12 protein-coding genes and 3 pseudogenes are annotated in these 18,827 nt (G+C 39.8%); 7 read left to right on the plus strand and 8 right to left on the minus strand.

The genetic code is table 11. The features are described from left to right. Window positions 1-39: 39 nt before the first annotated feature. Both F6K51_RS17475 and F6K51_RS17480 read right to left on the minus strand, forming a co-directional pair. The gene (locus F6K51_RS17475; protein ID WP_293022177.1) at window positions 40-858 is read right to left on the minus strand and encodes an FkbM family methyltransferase; all 819 of its coding nucleotides are present in this window, start codon (window positions 856-858) and stop codon (window positions 40-42) included. A gap of 295 nt (window positions 859-1,153) precedes the next feature. Then, complete coding sequence (locus F6K51_RS17480; RefSeq protein ID WP_293022179.1) at window positions 1,154-1,333, minus strand: hypothetical protein; 180 nt, start codon at window positions 1,331-1,333, stop codon at window positions 1,154-1,156. A gap of 552 nt (window positions 1,334-1,885) precedes the next feature. Here F6K51_RS17480 and F6K51_RS17485 point away from each other — a divergent pair. The 4 genes and pseudogenes from F6K51_RS17485 to F6K51_RS17500 form a co-directional block, all read left to right on the plus strand. Beyond that, a pseudogene (locus F6K51_RS17485) lies at window positions 1,886-1,999 on the plus strand (IS4 family transposase); the annotation flags it as partial. A gap of 615 nt (window positions 2,000-2,614) precedes the next feature. Continuing rightward, window positions 2,615-3,325: a hypothetical protein gene (locus tag F6K51_RS17490; protein ID WP_293022182.1), complete on the plus strand. Its 711-nt coding sequence runs from the start codon at window positions 2,615-2,617 to the stop codon at window positions 3,323-3,325. A gap of 306 nt (window positions 3,326-3,631) precedes the next feature. Further along, window positions 3,632-4,684: an Ldh family oxidoreductase gene (locus F6K51_RS17495; RefSeq protein ID WP_293022184.1), complete on the plus strand. Its 1,053-nt coding sequence runs from the start codon at window positions 3,632-3,634 to the stop codon at window positions 4,682-4,684. Window positions 4,685-4,703: 19 nt separating this feature from the next. Further along, entirely contained in the window at window positions 4,704-7,406 is a 2,703-nt protein-coding gene (locus tag F6K51_RS17500) for an AMP-binding protein (RefSeq protein ID WP_293022186.1), read from the plus strand. Window positions 7,407-7,842: 436 nt separating this feature from the next. On the opposite strand, the gene F6K51_RS17505 is transcribed toward F6K51_RS17500, so the two are convergent. The 4 genes from F6K51_RS17505 to F6K51_RS17520 form a co-directional block, all read right to left on the minus strand. Next, window positions 7,843-9,501 carry a serine hydrolase domain-containing protein gene (locus tag F6K51_RS17505; RefSeq protein WP_293022188.1) on the minus strand — a complete coding sequence of 553 codons (1,659 nt, stop codon included), beginning with the start codon at window positions 9,499-9,501 and terminating at the stop codon, window positions 7,843-7,845. Continuing rightward, window positions 9,482-9,784: a hypothetical protein gene (locus F6K51_RS17510; RefSeq protein ID WP_293022191.1), complete on the minus strand. Its 303-nt coding sequence runs from the start codon at window positions 9,782-9,784 to the stop codon at window positions 9,482-9,484. Before F6K51_RS17510 ends, F6K51_RS17505 begins: the two co-directional genes overlap by 20 nt. A 128-nt stretch (window positions 9,785-9,912) precedes the next feature. Beyond that, entirely contained in the window at window positions 9,913-11,139 is a 1,227-nt protein-coding gene (locus tag F6K51_RS17515; RefSeq protein ID WP_293022193.1) for an ABC transporter ATP-binding protein, read from the minus strand. Continuing rightward, a complete protein-coding gene (locus F6K51_RS17520; protein WP_293022195.1) occupies window positions 11,140-11,949 on the minus strand; it encodes an ABC transporter permease in 810 nt (269 codons plus the stop codon). 306 nt (window positions 11,950-12,255) lie between these two features. Here F6K51_RS17520 and F6K51_RS17525 point away from each other — a divergent pair, with 306 nt between their 5' ends. Continuing rightward, window positions 12,256-12,402 (plus strand): hypothetical protein, encoded by a 147-nt coding sequence (locus F6K51_RS17525; RefSeq protein WP_293022197.1) that lies wholly within the window; start codon window positions 12,256-12,258, stop codon window positions 12,400-12,402. Here the strand turns inward: F6K51_RS17525 and F6K51_RS17530 are convergent. Together F6K51_RS17530 and F6K51_RS17535 are read right to left on the minus strand one after the other, a co-directional pair. Beyond that, the gene (locus tag F6K51_RS17530) at window positions 12,356-15,016 is read right to left on the minus strand and encodes a glycosyltransferase (RefSeq protein WP_293022199.1); all 2,661 of its coding nucleotides are present in this window, start codon (window positions 15,014-15,016) and stop codon (window positions 12,356-12,358) included. The two genes, F6K51_RS17525 and F6K51_RS17530, sit on opposite strands and share 47 nt — an antisense overlap. A 13-nt stretch (window positions 15,017-15,029) precedes the next feature. Further along, window positions 15,030-16,096, minus strand: a pseudogene (locus F6K51_RS17535) (glycosyltransferase family 2 protein). 379 nt (window positions 16,097-16,475) lie between these two features. Between F6K51_RS17535 and F6K51_RS17540 the strand changes: the two are divergent. Continuing rightward, the gene (locus F6K51_RS17540) at window positions 16,476-17,546 is read left to right on the plus strand and encodes a glycosyltransferase (protein ID WP_293022201.1); all 1,071 of its coding nucleotides are present in this window, start codon (window positions 16,476-16,478) and stop codon (window positions 17,544-17,546) included. Between the two features lie 153 nt (window positions 17,547-17,699). Continuing rightward, window positions 17,700-18,071 (plus strand): annotated as a pseudogene (locus tag F6K51_RS17545) (NAD(P)-binding protein); the annotation flags it as partial. Window positions 18,072-18,827: the final 756 nt, after the last annotated feature.

Raw genomic sequence — 18,827 nt, forward strand, 5'->3', positions numbered from 1 at the left:
TTCCCTTTGCTATTTAATGTGAAAGGCAAACCTTGAGAATTAGGCAATAGAAAGATCAAGTATAGTCCGTGCTCGATCTCTTATCTCAGTTCTGCGCTGAATTGGTATGGCAAAGTAGTTAGTTGTTCGTCTAGGATAATAATGGGACTCAATGAAGCATTCTTGACTTAATCCAGGCCCATTGTGTGCAACTCTATTAGGTACGAACAATTCATAACCATAATCATTTAACCAGGACACTATATCTGCTTTTGTAGATTTCCAATCATCCTCTTGGGATGGGGCACTTTCAAACATTATCACTGGACTATTTTTGGTAATGATAGTCTCACTTCCGCGAATAACGTCTAATTCAGCACCTTCCACATCAATCTTGATCACGTCAATGTCATCTGATGATACCAGGCTGTCTAAACGTACGATTGGAACTTTTATTTCAACTGAAATTGATTTTTTATCTTCGCTAGGTTGCCTTAGGGAGCTATAGCCAGATTCTCTGGTATTTATATAGAAAGATACTTCTCCTTCTGTGTTGCCAACCGCATAGTTATGTACTTCTACGTCAGGAAACTTACTACGAAGTTTCCTGGCTTTATCGGGTATCGCCTCCACAGCAATAACTTTTATACTTGCATCGTAATCAGATACTAAAGCTATAATTGAACCAATATGTGCCCCAACATCAATAAAAGTCTTGTTGTGATCACATAATTGAGTGACCAAACGTGTAGCGATCTGATCGTTAATTATAGTTCCTAAACTTTCCGATTTAGTGACTGCCCCTTTTACCCTATCTATTTTATCACGGGTTGCCATTGCCAGTTTCCCAAGGAAAGTACCCAGAATTAGTTGCTTCATTACGAGGTAGTTGGCTTTAGACCTTACCTACTACTATACAGTCTAACTTTGGGTCTTCCGGACAAAATGATGCTAATTGAGCACAGAGCAACTCTAAATCTAATGCTGGCCAAGGATTTTGGGTATTTAGATATCCTAGACGAGTAAGAAACAAATTCTAAAAAAAATACATCTATACAGAATAGTTATTTTAGCTGATCGTAAAAATTATAACCTCATAAATTAGAATTTTATTTATTTGTAAATGCTATATCTACAAACCAAACTATCTGGAAAAAACCAAATTATAATTAATCTAGTGTAAGCATTCAGCTATCAGTTTATGGGCTACGTTAAGTCCCAGCGTCGTTCGCACAGCGTGGCCAAACGCGCCCCGCGTGGCCTTTAGGCCAAGGCCAAAGCCTGTGCCACAAAGCTGTTCCCGTAGCGTGGCCAAGCTACGTGAATGGCCAAGGGTTTTTCTGTTGACTTTCAATTCTCATTCATCTATCAATATTAAATTCTTCCGTTCCCGTAGCGTGGCCATAGGCCAAACAGGTTTATTTTAAGCTGACGGCTGACAGCTGACGATATACTTTTCTTATTCCAAGAGGATTTTGATTAATTAATTCTTATCCAGAGTGTTGTATATTTGTGATGTTTATAGCAAAGACAGCAATTTGTCAAGCCCTCTTACCAAAACTTCACGGTCTTGCTCCCATCACCTGTGGGCTTGATATCCTCAATGGATTGTCTTTTTTGCGTAGCCTTGAAGGCCCTAGCCCTTCGGGCTAATCCCTCTCAAGTTCCTACACATAACTCATCAATTGTAAAGCAATTTTTAAATTACTGAAAATGGTGTCCTATTTGGCACTTATTTCGGCTTTACCCCTAACTGTTCAATATTAATTAAAAAAGGAAAAATTAAATCTCCGGATCTGGTTAAATTTGACGGTATAATTAAATCGTTAACTTTTTATTTAACTTTTTTAAAAATGGCTCTCCTAGTTGATATGCTGCTTGTGATGCCTATGCTCAACCTATGGGCATTGAATCAATGTTTCGTGATTTTAAGAGTGGTGGTTATAACTTAGAGGCTACTAGAGTTAGCAATAAACGCTTAATTTATCTAATTTTATTGTTTTTTTTATACACAATAGCAAAGTTTTACGGATAAATAACCTAAAAAATGGGTAATTTTTTAGGTTATTTATCCGGTCTAAACTACAAGCTTAAACCCAATTATACAGCAGTTTTACTATTGAATGGCATGGTAAAAAATGGTTCAAATCGATGTATTGTGTGGCAGAACTAATTCGATAATTACTTCGTTTTTATCGCCACAGCCCGATAATCTCAGAGGAATGAGGGCTGAAAACATGATACAGTCTGCCTTCTAGGACGACTTGTCGCCCCCGCAGCTATTTTACCCACACCCCACACCCGGTCAACCTACACCCTGTCTGCTTTTTAGCCTTGTTGTCACCTCCTCAGAATCTTCATCCCAAATTCATATAATTACGATTTATGATAATTTATTCGCAAACCAGTCTGAAGTAAAAAATGAAACTAGTATAAATTAAGTAGGTATATACATATTAGTAGGGCGAAAGCACATAATGTATAACCCATATCCAGCACCCTAACTCTCACAATTGCTTATTTCGGTTTTTGATTCACAGTCAAAGTATTTTATACAAATTAGATTAACTTTGGCTGGGATTCGACAGGAGTGCTGTATAAAAACATCCCCAAATAATTTCAAATAAATTATTTCATGGCGACCAAACCTCAATCTAGCGAAATTCATTCTGGTATTGGATTTAGGATAAAAAAAAATATTACCAGATGCGATCGTAAATTATTGCAAAAATTATCTCAATTTGAGACTCCTGATATTTCCGATATGATGAATCGTTTGTACACAATTAATCAAAATATCAAGAATTTAATTAACGATCAAAAAATTATAGGAACAGCTTGTACAGTAAAAGTATTCCCTGGCGATAATTTAATGGTTCACAAAGCTCTAGACATCGCTCAACCCGGGGACATCATTGTAGTTGATGGGGCTGGTAGTACAACCAACGGCATTATTGGTGACTTAATTGCAACCAAGGCTAAACATAGAGGAATTGCAGGGTTTGTGATTGATGGTATGATTCGAGATCTACCTGGTATTAAGGAAGTAGGAATGCCTGTATATGCAACGGGTGTGACTCCTATTGGTCCATTACACCGAGGACCAGGAGAAATTAATTTTTCCATTAACTGTGGCGGAATTGTCGTTAATCCCGGCGATATTATTTGTGGAGATTTAAATGGTTTAGTGGTCATTCGCCAAGAATTGGCCGAGGAATTATTAGAAAAATTACTTAGTAAAAAAGTAAGCCTTAAAAATTATATTGAAAATGTCAAAAAAGGGGAATTTAGCAATGATTGGGTTGACCAGATATTAAGCAAAAATAAATGTTGGATATCTGATTAATAAGCACCTACACAGAATTAATTTGGAGCATGTCAAATTTGTAATTAGGTACATATATCCCCCCTAACTCCCCTTAAAAAAGGGGGGAATTAGATTGAAAAGTCCCCCTTATTAAGGGGGATTTAGGGGGATCTGAATCAGGGATTAACAAAACTGACATGCACCCAATTAATTTCCTACTGCCAATCTCTGTAACCCTTACCATGCAAGGCTTTAAATTTTGTAAAATGTGTAATTAATTTTGTGTACCTGCTTATTTTAATTAAATTATTTATGTTAAAAAAATGAACTAAAATCGCGTTAAAAATGGATTCATTTATTAGAGTTGATCCGGAAAAACTACAGGAATTTATTAATGATATTTTATGTGCTGAGGGTATCGACGCGCATGAAGCCCTGATAATTGCTAAAATCTTTGTCTGGTTCGATCTAATTGGTAGAACTACTCAAGGTGTGGCTCGCTTGCCAGCCTATTTAGAACGATTCAGAAAGCATCTGATTAAATCACCCTGTGTTCCCAAATTTATTCAAAAATCGGCAACTATTAATTTAGTGGATGGTCACGATGGTTTTGGTCATTATCTAGGCCATGTATCCATGTTAAAAGCAATAGAGATAGCCAATAAATATGGAGTTGGCATGGTGCTAGTTAGCCATAGCAACCATTTTGGAGCCGGTGCTTATTACGTTCAGTTAGCAGCACAAAATTCACAGCTTGGTTTAGCATTTAGTAACTCTTTTCCTCATGTTGCTCCTTATGGTGGAGTTACAGCAGTTTTAGGAACTAATCCTTTTGCTTTTGCTGCACCTGTGAGAAATAAAAACTCCATAATTGTAGATTTTTCAACTGGTGCAACGGCAGGTTCGGTATTGAGAAAAACTGTAGAAAATAATCAAAAAATTACTGAAGGAATTTTGATTGATGAAAACAGTAATGCGATAGTTGATCCTCGAAAAGCTGCACAGGGAGTTATCTTACCCTTTGGTGGTGCTAAAGGATTTTGTTTAGGTTTAATGGTGGAAATTATTAGTGGTGTGATTAGCGGATCAGGGATTTCCCATGAAATAGCATCTATGTATAAAAACTTCGACAGAAGTGCTAATGTGGGACATTTTTTTATGGCAATTGATATTTCTAAAATCATGCCTATGGTTGATTATTATCAACGGCTAGAGACCTTAATTTCATTCATTCAAACTGCCAAAACAAGCAATGATTTTGAGGAAATCATTCTTCCTGGTGAAACCAGATGGCGTAATTATGCAGAACAATTAGATCGAGGAATTTCTCTGGAAATAAAAACCGTTAAAATTTTAAAAGAATTAGCAAAACACTTAAACATCAAAAATTATTTTTAGTTATTTTTTATAAACAATAATGTTCAAAAAAAAAACATTTAAAGAGTTTAAAAAAGAAGACATTGAACAGTCCGTTCCAGACCGCTTTAGACAACAAGTCAAGCTATATTCCCACCGACTAGCAATTAAATATAAAAAGCAACAGCTAACCTACGAGCAACTAAATAAAATTTCCAATCGCATCGCGGCGGCCATTATCTCCAAATGTGGTCAAAAAGAAGGGGCAATCGCCCTTTTGTTTGAACCCGGTATCATGGCAATCACCGCAATTTTGGGTTCTTTAAAAGCCGGTAAAATTTGGGTTCTTTTGGATGCTTCGCTTCCGGAAATCAGACTCAACTATATACTAGAGGATTCCCAGACAATTATGATTGTTAGTAACAATCATAATTCTTTACTCGCTGAAAAACTTGCTCAAAATTCTTGTCAATTACTTAATCTCGATTCTGCAACTTCAGGCTACTCTGATCAAGATTGTGACTATAGTGTCTCCCCAGATTCTCTTGCTTATATTCTTTATACATCAGGCTCTACAGGAAAACCCAAAGCTGTTGTCCAGAATCATCGCAACATACTCCATGCCATTAGATTGCATACCAATTCTCTTCACCTTTGCTCAGGCGATCGCTTATCTCAGCTATCCACATATGCTCACCTATCTGGATTAACAGCTATTTTTAGAGCTTTACTTAATGGTGGAGCAGTTTTTCCCTTCAATATCAAACAGGAAGGGGTTGAGCAATTAGCAGACTACTTAATTGAAGAGGAAATAACGGTTTATCATTCTGTACCTACAGTATTTCGGCATTTTATCAATACTCTGACAGGTAAAAAAGAATTTCCTAATCTACGGTTGATTCACTTGGGAGGAGAAAGTGTCTCCATTCGAGACGTAGAACTGTACAAACAACACTTTTCTCCAAATTGTATCCTTCTCAATAATCTCGGTTCTACAGAAGTAGGTACTTACGGACATTATTTTATTAATCAAAAAACCCAGCTTACTGGTAACATTGTCCCTGTCGTTTGTAACTTAGAAGATAAAGAAGTTCTATTGCTCGATGAGGAAGGAAAAAAAGTTAGGGAAAACTGTATAGGGGAAATCGCAGTTAAAAGTCCTTATCTTGCTCTGGGTTATTGGCGTAAACCCCATCTTACCAAAGAAAAATTTAGATCAGAAATAGAAGGTAATTCAAGGATTTATTTAACCGGGGATTTAGGTCGTTTATTACCTGATGGAAGCCTTGAATATCTCGGACGTAAGGACTTGCAGGTAAAAATTAGAGGTCAAAGAATTGAAATTGCCGAGATTGAGTTAAAAATCCTCGAACATCGATCTATAAAAGAAACTGCCGTTATTACAGCAGACGATCGCTTTGGGGACAAACAATTAGTGGCTTATGTAGTTGTATCACCGGATAAAAATGAGCCTCCTAGTTCTTTAAAATTGCAAAATTTTCTTATTGATAAACTGCCCCAATATATGATTCCATCAACCTTTATTTTATGGGAATCGCTACCCCATAACTCTAGTGGTAAAATTGATAGAAAAGCATTACCTGAACCAGATTTTAAAGCAAATATACAAGAGCAATTTATTGCACCTCGGAATGAAACAGAAATTAAATTAACCCAAATTTGGCAAGAAGTTTTAGGAATTAAGAAAGTAGGAATCAATCATAACTTCTTTGAGTTGGGTGGTCACTCCTTGCTGGCAGTGCGCTTAGTTGCAGAAATAGAAAAAGTTACTCAGACAAAATTGCCGTTGGCCGCCCTATTTCAATTTACAACCATTGAGGAAATTGCCAGTCTTCTCAAAGAACCAGAAGTAGCAGATAACCCTAACCCTAATCTATCTCCAGAGTTGTTACCACTGGATACAGATGACCTTCGCGCCTTGTTAACTATTGTAGCTGGTCGAGAAGGAGCACGACCCAGACCGGATTCTCTAATGGTTACTATCCGTCCCACAGGGGTGAAGCCACCGCTGTTTTATTGCGCTAATGGTGTCGGGGAAATATCTACTCTTGCCCGCTATTTAGGTGAGGAGCAACCAGTTTATTTCCTAGAATCTGGTTCCGTGGTTATCGGTAAAAAAGGCCAACCGACACAGAATAATATTAAAGCGATCGCCGCTAGTCACGTTCGCGATATCCTGGAGGTATATCCCACTGGACCAATACTGTTAACAGGATATTCTTTTGGGAAAAATGTAGCTTATGAAGTTGCCAAGCAACTACAAGAGCGCGGAAAGAAAGTGGCTTTTCTAGCTATATTAGATACTTGGGGTTCGGGACAGATGTATCGCTACTATCTGCAAAGAATAGAGCCGGCTCTGGTGGCAATGAAAAAGGAATTATTACGTGGTTCGTTAGTGTCTTGTGCTCAACAGTTAGGCTCGTTGCTCTGGGAAGTAAAAGACAATTTAACAGTACAAAAGTCTATGTCTGCTGTGGGAGCGAATCAAGGAGAGTATCTGATCCAAGGCTACTCGGGTAAAATTACACTCTTCCTGACTCGGGTTGCTCATGATCACCGTTACAACATTAAAATTCGGCGTTGGCTGTTTCCGTTAATGGGTTGGGAGGAACACGTTGTCGATCTAATCAGAGTTCCTGGGAAGCATCATACTATGATAATGGAACCTCATGGGCGGGTGTTAGCAGAGAAATTAAAAATGTGCATTGATCAGGCTTTGGCTGCTGAAGCTGATCGTGAGTAATCTTTAGTTGACAAGCAGCAGTTACAGTGGTAAGTCAGACCTTACAGTTCACCTAAAATTTAAATCCTAATAAATTCCAAGAATTTAGGAGCCAGATAAATAGCCATGCCGCTAGCATACTCAAACAATAATACCCTCGTCTGATCCAAGACCAGTTTTTGTCTCTCCAAGCCAGTAAACCAATAATCGATACTATAGTACTCAAGCCTGTGGTCACAATGGGTAGATAAAGTAACGCAATCATCACAGGGGGCATTCCGAAGAAAAATTCCCAGAAATCTATTGTACTAATAGCTATCCCCATTCCCATCAAAAAGCATAAATTTAAAACACTAATCAGACCAATGATCAACTCCACTAGACGAGTATGTCGTGAAACTAGAGCTAAAGTTTTATTTTTGCGGCTAATTAATAGTCTAATTAGCCAAACTAAACATCACCATAGGAAGATTATCACACAAAATACCACCAGTCCAAGCTGTAAAACAAGAGTTTCGTACCAGGGTAACTTTTCATAGGTTAAATGGACATGACTACTCATAGACATACCAGTAATTTTACCCTGACTATCTGGCCGAAAATTTATATACATATTGCTATCAGTAGCGCGAAATAGGAGTGGCTCTACTTCCTCCCATTTACTTCTTCCTGGAAATATAGTTAATGTGTGGTCTTGATTAGTTTTAATAGTAAATAATCGTCCAGATTCAAGCAAAACAATTGCTAACTTAACCAGGTATTTTCGAGGATATCGAATAAAGCGATAGCCGCCATTAATTTGTTTATATTGCTGTTTATACTGCTGGGGAATATTAGCTTCAGGGATAGCTTCAGGGATAGCTTTAGTAATAATTTCGGTAGGTGATGCAATGGTCTCCTGTACAGGATAATAACGATCTAAAAACTGTTGAACCAAGTCGTCTCGCAAATTCTCATTAAGACTGTTACGATTGTAAGCAATATAGAAACCTAACTTTTGTTCTGGAATTAAAAACACCAGATTAGTATACCCTGACATGCTACCGCCATGTTCAATTATCCGTTGATTATTCACAAAGCGCTCAAAAAAACCATAAGTAGATCCTGCGGCTTGAGGAATGTTCGGAAAATTAGTATAGTGTTGGCGGTGCATCTCCTTTACTGTAGTGTCATTCAGGATACGCTGTGTACCATAACGACCTCCCTGTAAATGAGCAATCATAAAGTGAGCCATGTCTTCAGCAGTAGTAGTTAAAGCTGTAGTAGGAACACTTTTATTACAGGTAAAGGGTTGCTTTATATAATTGCCATTTTTGTACTGATATCCCACAGCTAAGTTAGCTGCCAGCTGAGACGGTAATGGTTGCTGAAAACTACTTTGACTCATATCCAGAGGCTGTAGGATAGTTTGGTCAATATATTCACTGAAAGGAATTCCAGCAACCACTTCTACTAAGTAACCTGCCAATGCTAATCCCACATCACCATAAACATATAATTCACCTGGTGGTCGCACTCGCTCTGGTAGATTTTCTCTGATAAATTTTTCTAAGGATAGCAGCTTAGACTGGCAACGAGTGGCTCCGCCAATCACCCAAGCTACATCGAATCCATCAGTATGAGTTAAGAGATGATCAACTGTAATTGGCTTAAATTGATCAGTCTTGATTTTAAATTCCTTAAGATACTGGTTAATATCTTGATTTAGCTTAAGCTTACCTTGCTCGACTAGTTGCATTACTGCTGTAGAGGTAACTAGTTTAGATACAGAGCCTACACGAAACAGAGTTTTGTTAGGAATAACCGGTATCTTATCCTCAAGGTTAGCGTAGCCGTAGCCTTTTGAGAAGATAATTTTGTCATCTTTTACTAAGGTAAATACCGCACCAGTAAGATTATTTTCTGTAATTTGATTTACAAAAAAATTGTCACTAAATTCTTCTATATCATGGAATTTAGTTAGTTCTAACTGGGAATCATCGGCTGTAGATACCATAGGCAAATCCCGGTTAGATACATCCTGAGCAAATACGGGCAGTACAGAAACACTAACAATCAAGATAGCTAAACTTATTGATTGAATCAGCTTTAATAATCTATCTAATGTTTTTTTCACTAGTTTTAGATTTGATAAATTTTTGATAAAAGGGAATCGGGAATCGGGAATCGGGAATCGGGAATCGGGAATCGGGAATCGGGAATCGGGAATCGGGAATCGGGAATCGGGAATCGGTAATCGGTAATCGGTAATCGGGAATCGGGAATCGGGAATCGGGAATCGGGAATAGTAAAGCTAAATCTGTTACCTCTTGCCTATTACCTGTCCCTTCAACAGTCAACCAACCTACCCTACGGGAACGCCAAAGGCGAACAACAGTCACCCAACATTCAACTTTCAACAGTCACCCAACCTTCAAAATTCAACTTTCAACCAACATTCAACTTTCAAGCAACATTCAACCTTCAACCTTCAACCTTCAACAGTCAACATTCAACCTTCAACCAACCTTCAACCTTCAACCAATCTTCAACCTTCAACAATATCCCAACGAAGCGGTGGGCTAATAATACCTTTTTCGCTTTTATTTGAACGGACTAAAAAGTTATAAACACGCAAATGGTAGTCATAGGTATAAGCCCGATTTGGTTCATAAACCCCAACATCAACAAAATACTTACCACTGTTTAAATCTAAGCGAGATAGATGGAGTTTTATTTTTCCTTTACCTTTAATAACTGGTAATGATTCTCCCATGGTAGTTGTGTTAGTCTCAAGACAGATTTGACCATCTTCAGTACTAATGAGGACACTAAAAATTAGTCCATCAATTGCTTGAGGTGAAAAGTACTCAATGTCAATGGCTAAGGAATCACCACTATTAATCTCTAAGCTAGGTAACAGCAACACATCGGTAATTTCTACTTCTAGAGAGCCAAAGCGGTTTTCATTCATGCGCAGTTCCACACCAGACCTAGTCAGTTGGGCAGGTCTGTTGGGAGTAGGTTGCTGGGTTTGCGATCGCATTTGATTGACATACTGTCCTGCTACCACTTTTGGCTCACCGTAAGCCATGATTTGTCCTTGTTGTAGCCACAAAGCGCGATCGCAAAGTTGCTCAATTTGCTCGCTACTGTGAGAAATTAGGACAATAGCACAGCCAGACTCTTTCAACTGAGCAATTCGTTCCAAGCACTTAGCCTGAAATCTCAAATCCCCAACTGACAGAAACTCATCAACTAGCATCACATCTGGGTCTGTGTGGACAGCCACCGAAAACGCCAGCCGCATCTGCATCCCTGTACTATAAGTGCGCACTGGGTTATCGATAAACTGCTCAAGTTCAGCAAACGTCACGATTTCATCGAAACGCCGCCCCACCTCTTCACGAGTAAGACCTGCTACCACACCACTAACAAAAGCGTTTTCTCGCCCAGTCAAATCTGGATGGAAACCAGCGCCCAAATCCAGCAGCGCTCCAATGGAGCCATTAACCGTAACCTTCCCTTTATCGGGTTTTCCAACCCCACCAATCAAGCGCAACAGGGTTGATTTACCTGCCCCATTGTGACCGAGAATGCCTAGCATCTGGCCTGGGGAAACCGTGAAAGTAATATTCCGCAACGCCCAAAACCCTTCCGCTGCCATAATATGCCGAAAACCCGACAGCGCCGCCTCCATAATGGTAAGCGGTCGCTCAGGATGATAGTAGTTAAAGCGTTTACCGAGTCCTTGAACAATAATTGCATCAACCATCTATAATTCCTCCACAAAGCGATCGCTCTGCCACCGGAAAATTTGAAGACCTATAGGTAAAAACACTGCCGTGACCAAAGCCATAACTAGCAGAGCTAGCCAATCCGGTGGTGTTCCTTTAATTAGTACAGCGCGATAGGCGGTAACCAGATGCACCATCGGGTTAATGTAATAGAAAAACTGGTAATTTTTGGGCACATTAGTAATTTCATAAAAAATAGGTGTGAGATAAAAAAACAGCTGTAGAAGTACACCGATAGTATGCTGGGTGTCGCGAAATATTACATTAAGCCCAGCTAGTATATAGGCTAAACTAATGGTAACGGAAAACTGGAGAGCTTGTAGGATTGGTAACAGTATAATTACTGGCTGTAGCTGAACACCATCGATTAACAGAAAGATAACTAATATTGGCAGGGCTAGAATAAAGTGAATCAGACCTGTTGTTACGGTAACCACCGGTAAGATAGCGTTGGGAAAACCCGGTTGTCGGATCAGGGGGCGATTACTAATAATCACCCCAGTGGCTTGGAAAAGAGAATTACTAAACCATGTCCATACCAACAAACCCGAAAATGCAAAGGAGGTATATTGAGGAATATCAACCGACAATACAAAACGGAAAACAAAGGAAAATACAGCTAGCTGGAGTAGTGGATTAAGCAGCATCCAAGCTACTCCTAAAACTGACCGTTTGTAGAGTAGCTTCATCTCCCGATTAACTAGCTCTCGTAGCAAATCATAAAGATAATAAAACCGCCACTTAGACAACGTTTTGATGTTGGATTTTCGATTTTTTATTGAAGACATTGGAGTAATATAGCATTTTAAAGCAGTTTTCAATTGGTTTATGTACTTTAGTCCTGGGTTTTAGGGAGCAGGGAGCAGGGAGCAGGGAGCAGGGAGCAGGTAAGAGTAGATAATAAAGCCTGGTTTATATATTTTAAATGCTATATTTATAGTTTTGTTTACTGTAATTAAGCAGTCAATAAAAGCTTGACAGGGCTTTATTTAACCGATTGTGCTTTCAAGTTTTAGTTATTAAAAAAAAATATTAAAACATTGATGAAATAAAAGTTTCAGTCTTTGGCTGAGATTACAGTGTTTTTCATAACTATGAGGTACACAAGATTTTTTCACTCTTGCCCGCCCCCCTTACTAAGGGGGGTTAGGGGGGATTCCTCTTGCCTCTTGCCTCTTGCCTCTTGCCTACTCCCTACTCCCTACTCCCTGTTACCTTTGCTATACGACCTTCACGTTTAACCCGCATATGGGACTGCCACAAAGACCAAACTCCAGCCAGATTACCTGTCATTTCCAACCAGATTAGGGAGATTGGATAATCACTCCAACCTCTTAGCCGTTGATAGATGCGAGATAAATGAGCAAGTGGCAATCCCAGCACTATTTGTACCAATCCTCGCCAATCCCCATCTTGTAGCCATGTGGTCAGATTGTAAGCAACATGACCTTTACTATAGTTGTAAAGCTGACGATGTAGCTCTGCCATCTCAGTGCGATGCTTATGCCAGACATAAGCGCTTGGCTCATAGACCAGGGTGTAGCCAGCTTTAAGTACTTTATAGAATAAGTAAGTATCTTCACCAACTCCTGAAGGCATACCGGGACCGAGGGCTTCGTTCATTAAGCCAATCTTAGGATGGCTAAATATACTGGCACGAAAAGCAGCATTAGCCGTTGCTCCTAACTTCCAAGTTGGTGCAGGCTGGTGCGAAAAGGATTCAAACCAATCTCCGTTAACCTCCAACCGCTCAAAGCCCCGTCCCAAGCCGCCATAATTTTCAAAAGACTGTTGGGCTAAGGTTTCCAACTGTAGAGGCAAAACATTACCTGTGACAATCATTACATCCGGTCTAGCAAAAGGAGTGATCAGCTTTTCTAACCAATCTGGTGGTACAGTAACATCATCATCCGTCGCAATCACAATATCCCCGGTACTAGCAACAAAGCCAGCATTGCGAGCATAAGCTAGTCCCTGACGGGATTCACTAACTAGGACAACATCAGGAAACTCCGCAACCACTGGTGGAGTCCAACCAGAAGCGGGATGATTATCAACTACAATAATTTCCAATTGTCGAGTAGACTCTTGGGCAACTAGGCTCGACAAACACTTCCGCAAATCTTGGGGTCGGTCATAGGTAGCGATGATAATATAAACTGGTATATTATCAGGTAAAGAGGTTAGTAAATCAGTCTCTTTATCCGTGAATTTATAGTGATTAGTTAAGATAGATAGTGCTTGAGTCTGGCAGTAATCCCTACTGAAGTTAAGGTCTAATTCGAGCAGCTTATGACCAAACTGATTGACAATAACTTCAATTAAGCGATTCTTGCTAATCCCTCGATCAGGGTTAGCAATATCAACGCTACCTAAAAGGTGATCATGCCATTTCACAAAGACTCGTACTGATGAATACTCTTTTACATCAGTTAATGCCTGTAAAGGTTTCCGTAGATCGACAGTGCGCACTGCCATACCTGGATTAGTTTTAATCTTTGGTATTTCTTCCTTAGTCAGAGCGGGAAAGATAGGGTCAGAAAAAATCGGGTAGGGAACACTATTTATATCAACTTCTGTTTCTCGTTCTTGGTTACCGAAAGATTGAGTAATCTCAGCAGCAGTGTGGCGAGCTTTGTGATAGCGAGTTAAACCAGTGAAGCAGCCTTTGAATTCAGCCAGAATTAAATCCCGTGGGAAGCGAGTGGGGTTTTTGAAATCAAGACACAAACGTCTTAAATTCCAATAAACTATCCACCAGAGCAAAAGCAAGAAGAAAGACAGAAACTCTTCTGGATAGGCAAAGACGCTACGGATAGCGTAAGAAAACAGACCAATACTGTTATTAGTAATTTGCGTACGCAACTTAGCATAATCCCGTCGATGTCGATGGCGCACTATGGCACTAGGCTCATAGACCAGGGTATGTCCTTCCTTCACCACCCGGAAAAACATTTCTAAATCACCACCACCATTAGTGACAGTACCCACATCCAAAGCAGGGTCAAAGAAACCAATATCATCAAAGACTGAGCGGCGATAAGCCATGTTTGCCCCTGTACCGAATTGTCCAGTACCCAGGAATTTCCAAGGCATTTTGTTGCCTCGATTAACCTGATACCACTTACGCCTCATGCCTCGCCCGAAGCCGCCATACATTTCAAACAGCACTTGTGCTTCAGTTTCCAATTCATAAGGCACAACTAACCCAGTCACTGCCATAACGTCAGGATGTTTAATAAACACTAGGGCTAATGCTTTTAGCCATCCTGAATCAACCACTACATCATCATCAGTATAGGCAATAATGTCTCCTTTAGCTTCAATAATGGCTCGGTTTCTCGCCCAATCTAAACCCGGACGATGTTCACAAACATAACGAACATTAGCATAAGTTTTTACCAGTTTTTTTGTGCTATCATTTGTGGGAGCATTATCAACAACTAAAATATCTAAGTAAGGATAATCCAGTTGATTGATAGCGTTTAAACATAGAGCAATATCAGCAGTGCGATCGCGAGTACAAACCGCAACCGTTACTAACGGCAACTTTCCCTTATACTCCGGTGGTGGCACATCCAACAAATCCTCAAGACACAAGCTTTCGCGTCCGAGGGGTAAGGATAATCCATTGTACAAAAGACGATTGATAATCGTCTCGCTATGGTCTTCCAGAATACATTTACTTAAGGTTTGTGCTGTGCAGTGACCATTAGTAATTGGTGCTTTAACATATCCAATTGGCGCACCATGGAAGCGAAGCAGTCCTTGCACTCCCATATAGCCATCTAAACCATCAAGAGTAGTCAGGGGGCGGCTCAACTCAATGTCCACTACTTTGATTGGATAAAGCATAACCGAAAATTCCTTATATCATCAGCAGTGAACGGTGTAATAAATTTCCAAGCAAGAGCTTGAAATATAGACTACCTCGGCGTTTCGTTAAATCCGCATAACTGACTGATAAACCCGGTTTATTAACATAATTATCAGATTTCAGCTTAGTGATCATTCTAAATATGCTTTTAATGAACAAAAAATACAACCCATAGCGAAAAATAGGCGTTATAAAATCCGCTTTCAAAGCTTGAGATAGCCAAAATAACGTACTGCGATCGCTACTACACTGACTACTTTGTCGTGCCAAATACATATAAAAACTACTCTTAGACAATCGATAAAGTGCTGCTGGAATCTCCGGATGCCTTTGTTGAACGTCACCTAGCATCAAACCATGAGACTTAGCCATTTGGCTGTAGTCGCGAGACATACTACTAACAATCTTGCGATAGCCAATCATAAATTCTGGCACAACAGCAAATTCATAATGTTCTGCAATGCCCAGATAGAGCTCCCAATCCTCACACCCCTGAGCCTGTTGTGCGTTCAATTGACAGTTGTAGCCACCCACGGTCTCAAAACAACAGGCGCGAATCACAGATGCACTAGCATTGCCTAAAAAGTTATGACATACCAGAGTTTTATAAACCTTTCCCTCTATAGTTGAAGCACGGAAATCTCCAGTCAGTGAATTTTCTTCATTAATATCCACCGACCAAGCATAAACCAACCCTACCGCTGGATCGGTTGCCAAGAAGCGTTTAACTTGCTTTTCTAAATTTTGCGGATACCAAATATCATCAGCATCCAGGGGAGCAATATAATCTCCCTTCGCGTTTTTAATCCCTAAATTACGAGCAGCAGCCACCCCTAAATTTGGTTGTTGTAGTAAACACGCTGATCGTCCTCAGCAATAGATTGAACAATCTCAGCTGTGCGGTCTTGAGAACCGTCATCTACCACTATCACTTCCAGGTTTTTATAGGTCTGAGAAAGAACAAACTGTAATGTGATTTCAATAAACTGCTCTGTATTATAGGCAGGGATAATCACTGAAACCAGTGGTAAGCTATCAACTGTTTTAACAACCGACATTTGGTGATTTAAATTTTATATCTATACTTTTCACAGAGATAAACTGAGTTTTTAATTTAGCTATCAGCGTTTAGCTATATCAAATGGGCTGACTATCCGCTGACTGCTGATACCGGATTGCTGACTGCTCAACCTGTAGACACAACCTCTATTACAAGTACAGAGTTACTCAGTCAATTCAGGACTTTTTGAAAAAAAAATCCCTACTAGGGATTATTCGGTAGTTTTGTTAAAGCCAATCAACGAGTTAGTTTAATTTATTATCAACTGATAATTTTAACTAAACTAATGTTAAACTATTGGAGGGTATTATTGAGATGCAGAGTAACGATTTAATCTCAAAATATCAATCAGTAATTGAAGGTAAATTTTCTAAAGAATGGTTGACTCTGCTAGACTAACTATCTCCGTCATTATCCCCGTATACAACGGAGGGGAAGACTTTCACCAATGTCTTGCCAGACTATCTCAAGCTGCATCCCCTCCCGATCAAGTGATTGTAGTAGCTGACGGCGATACTGATGGCTCATGGCGTCTAGCCCAAGACTTTGGAGCCACGGTAATTCGATTGCCCACAGCAGGGGGTCCGGCTAAAGCCCGAAACCTGGGAGCGAAAGTAGCACAGAGCGATATCCTGTTCTTTATAGATGCTGATGTAGCAATCTATCGGGATACTATTGCTCAAGTGCTGAAAATCTTTAACAATGAACCTAATTTAACCGCTTTAATTGGTTCCTATGACGATGCTCCCGGTGCTGCTAATTTCCTTTCCCAGTACAAAAATTTACTCCACCACTACACTCACCAAACCGCATCTGAACAAGCATCGACCTTCTGGGGTGCCTGTGGCGCAATCCGTCGTGACATCTTTATTGCCATGGGTGGCTTTGAGGAAAATTATCGTCAACCCTGTATTGAAGATATTGAGTTAGGCTATCGACTCAAGGAAAAAGGTTACAGGATTAAGCTGTGTAAGACTCTACGGGTGAAACATCTCAAGCGCTGGGGCATAATTTCTCTGCTTAGAGCTGACTTTTTCTACCGCGCCTTGCCCTGGACTGCCGTAATTCTCAAGGTTCACGACGCAAGTCCGGAAAACTGTCGTGAGTTTATCAGTGACTTGAACCTAAAACTGTCTAGTCGTATTAGTGTGGTGTTGGTCTATGCTCTACTAGGTGTTTTAGTTACAGCTTATTGGTGGTCTAGTACTCTGATTGCTATGGCTACCTGTGTGTTTAGTCTCGCCCTGCTAGTACTCAACAGACCTGTCTACCAATTCTTTTATCAAAAGCGTGGTCTACTATTCACTATACGAACCGTTCCATGGCACTGGCTGTATTACTTTTACAGCGGACTTGCGTTTGCCATTGGTATAGTTCGTTATTGGTTTAAAAAGTACATAAAAACTCTGATCGACTTGCCTAATATATCAGGCTTAAATCATTATTGAAGCCTGATATATTGCTGAATCATTAATCTAAAATAACGTTAAATATAAGGTTTAATTTTAGGGTTAACCTAGAATTGCGATCGCTATGGAATAAAAATCGATATTCTCCTACTAAGCACTCAACACTCACCACTGACGCACTATTTTTAATCAATGGAACATTATCCCGTAGTGATTACAGGCGCAGGACCGGCTGGTCTTACTGCTGCCTATGACCTGGTTAAACAAGGCATTAAACCTATCGTTCTAGAAAAATCCAATAAAGTCGGTGGTATTGCTCGCACCGAAGTCTACAAAGGCTATCGCTTCGATATTGGTGGTCATCGCTTCTATACCAAAGTAGAAGCAGCGCATCAACGTTGGCAAGAGGTTTTAGGGCAAGACTTTATCAAAGTTCCCCGCATGTCACGCATTTATTACCAGGGTAAATTCTACGACTATCCCCTCTCAATCTTTAACACCCTATCGAATCTAGGCATCATTAACAGTCTGGTTATTTTGCTCAGCTACTTCAAGGCAAAAATCAAGGCAAAATGGCGACCTTTAGACTGATTATAACTCCCCATCTGATGACGTCAGATTTAGTAAAAAAACAAGTCAATGGTATTAATTATTTTTCTCCACAAGATATCTCTCCAGAAGACTATGAGCTATGCTGGTCTGCCAAACTACCTTGTGCATTTGAACTAGAAGATAATATCCAACTTCGCGATCCAAACCGTGGTATTAAAGGTGGTTTTAGGAAAGGGAAAAGGGAGTAGGGAGTAGGGAGTAGGGAGTAGGGAGTAGCTCACAGGGGTAGGTTTTTTACTTTGGAGATAGGTAATAGGTAATAGGTAATAGGTAATAGGTAATAGGTAATAGGTAATGGGGAGAGGGTTTTTTTCAGGTTATGCAATACTTTTTATTAATAAAAATTCCCCACGGTGCGCGTTCACGCGCACCGCTATCTCCCGATCTCCCTATCTGCCCACTTCCCCACCAATTAAATTTTAGCAGGACGCAAAAAACCGCCCTGCTTAGTAAGGGGGGAATGGGAGCACGGGAGAGGGTTTGACGGTTTTTTTTGATAACTGAATAATATCCAATTTAAATCTGCAACAGCTTAGTTTTTTTGTAATTAAATAAACACTATATGTGGAAAATCCATTGTCAACAAGCACAATAAGGCCGGGTTTATTAAGAAATATTAGTAGTTTATTGACAATATAGATTTACCCTGTATAGGTAATTAGAGTGACAAAGTAAGCGTAGTCGATCGCTTTTAGCGGCTCCTAGGTC

It is taken from the genome of Moorena sp. SIO3I8 (assembly GCF_010692325.1).
Lineage (GTDB): Bacteria > Cyanobacteriota > Cyanobacteriia > Cyanobacteriales > Coleofasciculaceae > Moorena.

Excerpts from the sequence above, each read along its gene's own strand:
- F6K51_RS17495 (WP_293022184.1), top strand. The coding sequence starts at position 3,632 with ATGGATTCATTTATTAGAGTTGATCCGGAAAAACTACAGGAATTTATT.
- F6K51_RS17520 (WP_293022195.1), bottom strand. The coding sequence starts at position 11,949 with ATGTCTTCAATAAAAAATCGAAAATCCAACATCAAAACGTTGTCTAAG.
- F6K51_RS17515 (WP_293022193.1), bottom strand. The coding sequence starts at position 11,139 with ATGGTTGATGCAATTATTGTTCAAGGACTCGGTAAACGCTTTAACTAC.
- F6K51_RS17500 (WP_293022186.1), top strand. The coding sequence starts at position 4,704 with ATGTTCAAAAAAAAAACATTTAAAGAGTTTAAAAAAGAAGACATTGAA.
- F6K51_RS17475 (WP_293022177.1), bottom strand. The coding sequence starts at position 858 with ATGAAGCAACTAATTCTGGGTACTTTCCTTGGGAAACTGGCAATGGCA.
- F6K51_RS17540 (WP_293022201.1), top strand. The coding sequence starts at position 16,476 with ATGGTTGACTCTGCTAGACTAACTATCTCCGTCATTATCCCCGTATAC.
- F6K51_RS17530 (WP_293022199.1), bottom strand. The coding sequence starts at position 15,016 with ATGCTTTATCCAATCAAAGTAGTGGACATTGAGTTGAGCCGCCCCCTG.
- F6K51_RS17525 (WP_293022197.1), top strand. The coding sequence starts at position 12,256 with ATGAGGTACACAAGATTTTTTCACTCTTGCCCGCCCCCCTTACTAAGG.
- F6K51_RS17490 (WP_293022182.1), top strand. The coding sequence starts at position 2,615 with ATGGCGACCAAACCTCAATCTAGCGAAATTCATTCTGGTATTGGATTT.